The sequence below is a fragment of the Candidatus Electronema sp. TJ genome, from assembly GCF_048287355.1.
Taxonomy (GTDB): domain Bacteria; phylum Desulfobacterota; class Desulfobulbia; order Desulfobulbales; family Desulfobulbaceae; genus Electronema.
The window spans coordinates 11429-15262 of the sequence record NZ_JBLWEP010000044.1 but is presented as its reverse complement, the minus strand read 5'-3'; the positions used below and the strand labels follow the sequence as shown (position 1 = coordinate 15262).

4 protein-coding genes are annotated in these 3834 nt (G+C 59.0%); 1 reads left to right on the top strand and 3 read right to left on the bottom strand.

Features of this window, described 5'->3' with window-relative positions:
- A partial coding sequence (locus tag ACNKID_RS05175) for a diacylglycerol kinase (RefSeq protein ID WP_417912367.1) occupies positions 1 to 470 on the top strand: 470 nt, incomplete at its 5' end.
- 7 nt (positions 471 to 477) lie between these two features.
- On the opposite strand, the gene ACNKID_RS05170 is transcribed toward ACNKID_RS05175, so the two are convergent.
- The 3 genes from ACNKID_RS05170 to ACNKID_RS05160 form a co-directional block, all read right to left on the bottom strand.
- Positions 478 to 822 (bottom strand): hypothetical protein, encoded by a 345-nt coding sequence (locus ACNKID_RS05170; protein WP_417912366.1) that lies wholly within the window; start codon positions 820 to 822, stop codon positions 478 to 480.
- Complete coding sequence (locus ACNKID_RS05165; RefSeq protein ID WP_417912365.1) at positions 819 to 1592, bottom strand: DUF4198 domain-containing protein; 774 nt, start codon at positions 1590 to 1592, stop codon at positions 819 to 821. The genes ACNKID_RS05170 and ACNKID_RS05165 overlap by 4 nt, the downstream gene beginning before the upstream one ends.
- 69 nt (positions 1593 to 1661) lie before the next feature.
- The gene (locus tag ACNKID_RS05160; protein WP_417912364.1) at positions 1662 to 3725 is read right to left on the bottom strand and encodes a TonB-dependent receptor; all 2064 of its coding nucleotides are present in this window, start codon (positions 3723 to 3725) and stop codon (positions 1662 to 1664) included.
- Between the last annotated feature and the right edge of the window lie 109 nt (positions 3726 to 3834).

Here is a 3834-nt window from a genome sequence, read left to right as displayed (position 1 = left end):
GCGAAGGGCGGCCTTTCGGTCGCCCTTTCTTTGAAAAAATGCTGGGCATTTGCCCGCAGTCTCTTTACAATGAGGCGGTTCGCATCTCTTTCCCGCAACCGCCTTGTCCCGCTGTCATGTCTGAACGAAAGAACACCTCGCATCTCCGCAAAGCCTTGGGCTGGTCGCTGCAAGGACTGGCCGCAGCTTGGCAGGAGACCGCCTTCCGGCAGGAAATCTGCTCCTTCTGCATTCTTGCGCCGCTGGCCTTCTGGCTGGGCGGCAGCGGGCTGGAGCGGGCCATGCTGCTCGCCAGCCTGCTGCTGGTGCTGCTTGCCGAACTGATCAACAGTGCCGTGGAAGCGGCTATCGACCGCATTGGCCCGGAGCGGCATCCGCTTTCTGGCAGGGCCAAAGACCTCGCCTCGGCAGCGGTCTTCATCGCCCTGATCAACGCTGCCTTGGTCTGGCTGCTCATCCTGCTGGACTGAATTCTCCTCAGCTGTCTTTGCTGTTTTCGACGCTCACCGAGGTGCTCATGCGCACTTGGTGGCCTTCCTCATCCTTAGCCGTGAGCTTCCAGCGTCCTGACGCGTCAGGACGGAAGCAGAAATATCCATTGCGGTCAGCTCTGCCGGTCTGAAAGGGCAGCTTCTGCTCTGCCGGAGACAAGACCTCCACCTCGCTGAAGCTCATCGGGCTGCCGTCATCATACGAGAAAGCTGCGCAGACTGTGCCGCTGCTGTCGCCGGTCTTGCCCTGCGTCCCGTGCGCCTGTCCAAGCGAGGGCAGAAGCAGGGCGGCGGCCAGAGACAGGAGAGCATAATATCCTGTCCGGCTCATTTGACCTCCATAGTCAGGGTCGCGGTGTAGGACTTCACGTCGCAGACCTTCAGATCAGGATACGGCTCTTTGTGCTCCGCCTTGAGCAGCCAGACACCAGGCTGAAGAATGCGGATTCTGCCCTCTCCTTCGTCATTGGTGCTGGCGGCATAGGCGAAGACATCGTCATCTGTGGAGAAGCCCATGTGCGTGGCAAAGATTCTCCCCTTGTACGGCTTGCCGTTCAGCAGCACCTTGACCGGGAAGTAATCGCCTGCCTTCAGTGCGCCAGGATTGGCCAAGGGAATGATCTCCATCGGATGGCCGAACTCTGCTGGCGGCACAGTCGGGCCTGGCTCGCCGCCCACAGTCAGCAGGGCCTTCATGCCGGTGTTGGACTCTGAGCAGAGAATGACGTTGCTCAGCCCCTCTTTGGACTGCCGCTTGCCGCCTTCGGCAGTCTTGCTGTAGAAGCCGACCTTGCGCTTGGCTGCCACCAGATAGGTGCCGACGCTGTTCAGCACCTCCGCCGATTTCAGCTCAATCTGATTCTCTGCGATCAGTCCTGCCTTCTGTCCTGCGGGATCAGTCAGGCTGATGCTCTCCAAGTCCTCAGCCTTCAAAAAGCCGCCTAAGGGATAGGCATGGCCGGAGGCGACATTGACCGTCGCCGCCTGCCCGGTCTTGATGGAATAGCTGCCTAAGTTGATCCAGTTGAAATGGGCCTGCGCCTCAGCAGCAGCAAGCAGCCCGGCCAGCGTCAGAGAGACCGCCGCAGTAAGTTTGTGCATCGCACTTCTCCTTTGACAGGATTCTATGGTGAAGCGGCTGAAGAGCGTCGCGCTCCGCAGCCTGCGCCGTTAAAATTCCACAGTCATGGTCAGATACGCTGACAGCGGCAAGGCAGGCGAGTAAACGGTCTCGGTGCCGCTGATGCCGACATAGTCCGCATACTCCTTGTCCAGCAGGTTGATGATGTCCAGCGCGAACAGATACTTCTCTTTATTGCCGAACCGGTAGGAAAGCTGCGCGTCCAGCCGCCCCCAGGCCTCAGCCTCTTTGGTGTTCAGGCTGTCAAGATAGTATTCTCCCTCCCAATGCCAGCGCAGCCGTCCGCCTAAGCCGCTGCCAGGGCTGTAGCCTGCCTCCAGATTGCAGGTCCGCTCCGGCACGCCGGTCAGCTGTTTGCCTGCATAAGAGACATCGCCAGTCTGCCAGCTGTCATACTCCGCATTGGTGAAGCCGTAATCGGCATGGAAGGAGCCGTGCTCAAAGGCGTAGAGATCAAGCCGCAGCTCAATGCCGCTGCGGGTGGTCTCGCCTGCGTTGTCAAACTCGCCGGAACCAGCGACCGTCTCAATAAAATCCTTGGAAGTGGTGAGATGGAAGGCGGCCAGCTCTGCGTTCATCCAGTCGTTGGGCCTGATGCGCGGGCCTGCCTCAATCTGCCGCCGCTGCTGCGGATCCCAGTTGTCCTGCTTGAAGGCCGCCATTTCGGAGAAGCCGGGCATGAGCGCGAAGCCTTCGCTGTAATTGGCAAAGAGTTCAAGGCGGTTGCCCAGCAGCGTGAGCACGCTGCCAGCCTTGGGCGAGAAGATGTTCTGCGTGTCCATGGAAAAGACATTGCCGCTGTCGAGATAGTCGGTCAGCTCGCCGCTGAACGAATCGAAGCGCGCTCCAAGGATCAGGCGCAGGAAAGGCGTGATCTGGCTGCTGCCTTCGGCAAAGAAGCCCAGCGACTGCATGTCAATGTTGTAATTCCAGAACTGCTCGCCTTTCTCGCGCCCTGTTCCGGCCAGCAGCCGCCAGCGTCTGCGGCTGTCGTCCTCAACCATGTAGTCTGTTCCGGCAGTGAGGCGCAGCTCATGGCCAAGCAGCTCGCCGATGAAGTTGTAGCTGCCGCCCAAGCCATAAACAGAACGGTCAAAATCACGCAGGTTGCCGACAACTGCGTCCGGCTCCAGTCCGTCTGGATCAGTGGCGTACCAACGCTTGAAGTTCTGGTCTGAGTTCCAGACATAGAACAAAGCCTTGGACGTGCTGTTCAGACTGTAGTCAAAGTCCAGCCTGCCTTCCAGCCGGTCTTTGCTGCCGCCATTGGTCTCGCTCACCGGCTGCTCAGGGTCTGCCTCATACTTGGCCTTGGTCAGATAGCCAGGCGCGTCCCAGTCTGAATTGAAAGCCCGCAGGCTGATCCTTGCCCGCAGATCTTCGTTCAGCTTGCGGCTGATCCGCGCCGCGCCGTTCAGCTTGTCCCAGTCAGAGTGCGCTTGATAGCCGTCGGTATGGTAGTTTTGCAAGGAGAAGACGTAGTCTGTCTGCTCGTTGGAGAAGCCGCCGACATAGTTAGTCTCGTAGGTGTTGTGCGCACCGTAATGCAGCTTCACCTGCTGCCCGTCAACCCGCTTCTTGGTGTAGTAGGCCAGCGTGCCTGCTGAGGCGTAGTTGCCATACAGCGCAGAGGACGGCCCTTTGATGATTTCCGCCCGCTCCACCTCGCTGGGATTGATAACATTGGTGTCCGCGTAACCGTCGCCCTCGTTGAGCAGAATGCCGTCCACATAGATGGCGGTGTTCGGTCCATGCGAGTTGCCTGAGAAGCCGCGCATGGTGAAGTTTGCCGCTGTGCCGCCTTGCTTGTACTGCTGGATGCTCACCCCAGGAGCCTGCGCAACCATGTCCAGCGGCGTGACATAAACCCGGTTGGCAATATCCTCCTGGCTGAGCACCGAAGCGGAGGTGCTTTGTAGATTGCTGTTGACCGCCTCGCCGCGCACCACCACATCCTCAAGCTGGATTGATGTGCGCTGATGAAGGCCGCTGTCCTGCTCAGAGGTGCTTTCCTTCTTTTCCAACTCTGCCGCGACCGCGCCTGCGCTGCCTGACAAGAGCATGACTGCCGCAACGCCTGTTCGTATTCTCATCTCTTCTCCTGTCGTACGTGCTGTGATTGGCAAGAAAACATAGCAAAGCTACAGGAAAAGCTCTGCCCATGCAATAAGCCGGAAAGCTCATTTGCATAGGTGAAAAACC

Bases quoted from the DNA above. Each gene is read 5' to 3' on its own strand.
- ACNKID_RS05160 (WP_417912364.1), bottom strand. From the start codon at position 3,725: ATGAGAATACGAACAGGCGTTGCGGCAGTCATGCTCTTGTCAGGCAGC.
- ACNKID_RS05170 (WP_417912366.1), bottom strand. From the start codon at position 822: ATGAGCCGGACAGGATATTATGCTCTCCTGTCTCTGGCCGCCGCCCTG.
- ACNKID_RS05165 (WP_417912365.1), bottom strand. From the start codon at position 1,592: ATGCACAAACTTACTGCGGCGGTCTCTCTGACGCTGGCCGGGCTGCTT.